This is a genomic window from Mesorhizobium sp. M4B.F.Ca.ET.089.01.1.1 (genome assembly GCF_004022605.1).
Lineage (GTDB): Bacteria > Pseudomonadota > Alphaproteobacteria > Rhizobiales > Rhizobiaceae > Mesorhizobium > Mesorhizobium abyssinicae.
On record NZ_RZOS01000955.1, the window covers coordinates 1 to 957 of the forward strand.

Annotated in this window: 1 protein-coding gene; it reads right to left on the reverse strand. The window is 62.1% G+C overall.

Translation table 11 applies throughout. The features are described 5' to 3' along the window. The coding region (locus tag EN780_RS35305) for an IS481 family transposase (RefSeq protein ID WP_128276542.1) at nt 1-952 on the reverse strand (952 nt) is incomplete at its 3' end. Nucleotides 953-957 lie beyond the last annotated feature (5 nt).

Below are 957 nucleotides of genomic sequence, written 5' to 3' on the forward strand. Positions count from 1 at the left end.
TGTGGAGCCTCAACAGGTTGTCCTCGGTTAGAGCGAGGCGACTGATAGGTGTTTTGGACTTTAGGCTCCCGTGGGGACGGTGCCAATTGTATCTGTGCAGCCAGACCGGCAACTCTGCGGCGCGGTGATCTGAAGTCGGATAAGCGATGGCATAAGCCCATTCGCGCAGTGCTGTCTGGATGAAGCGCTCGGCCTTGCCATTGGTCTTGGGTGTATAGGGTCTTGTCCTGACGTGCTTGAGGCCGAGATCGCGGCAGGCCTTGGCGAAGGCCTTTGATCTGTAGCAGGAGCCGTTGTCGGTCATGACGCGGGCTATCGTGACGCCGAGGCTGGCGTAGTAGGCCACCGCCGCCTTGAGGAAGGCGATGGCGCTTTCTTTTTTCTCGTCGGGCAGGATCTGCGAGAAGGCGATGCGGGAGGCGTCGTCGATGCAGACATGGACGAACTCCCAACTGCTGCCGCGCGAGCTGGCATTGCCGGTGCGCTTGCCGGTAATGCGATGACCGATGCGCTCGAAACGACCGAGCTTCTTGATATCGATATGGATCATCTCGCCAGGATGCTCGCGCTCGTAGCGTCGGATCGGCTCGGCCGGTTCGATATCCCGCAACCGCGACAGTCCGGCACGCTTGAGAACCCGGCTAACGGTGGCGGGCGAGACGCCGACCTCATGGGCGATGTGCTTGCCGGTCCAACGTTGCCGCCGCAGCGCCATGATGCGCTCGGCGATCAACGCAGCGGTGGCCTGCGGCATATTGGCGGGCCGCGAGGAACGGTCGATCATGCCGGCCCGCCCTTCGGACTTGTAGCGCTCGACCCAGCGCGCCACGATCTTGGCCGACACGCCGTAGACACGCGCCGCATGGGCTTTGGAGAAAGCGCCTTCTATCACCGACAGCGCCATCTCCTCTCGACGCAGCGGTGTGAGACGGGCATTCTTATGGATGTTCATTCGGA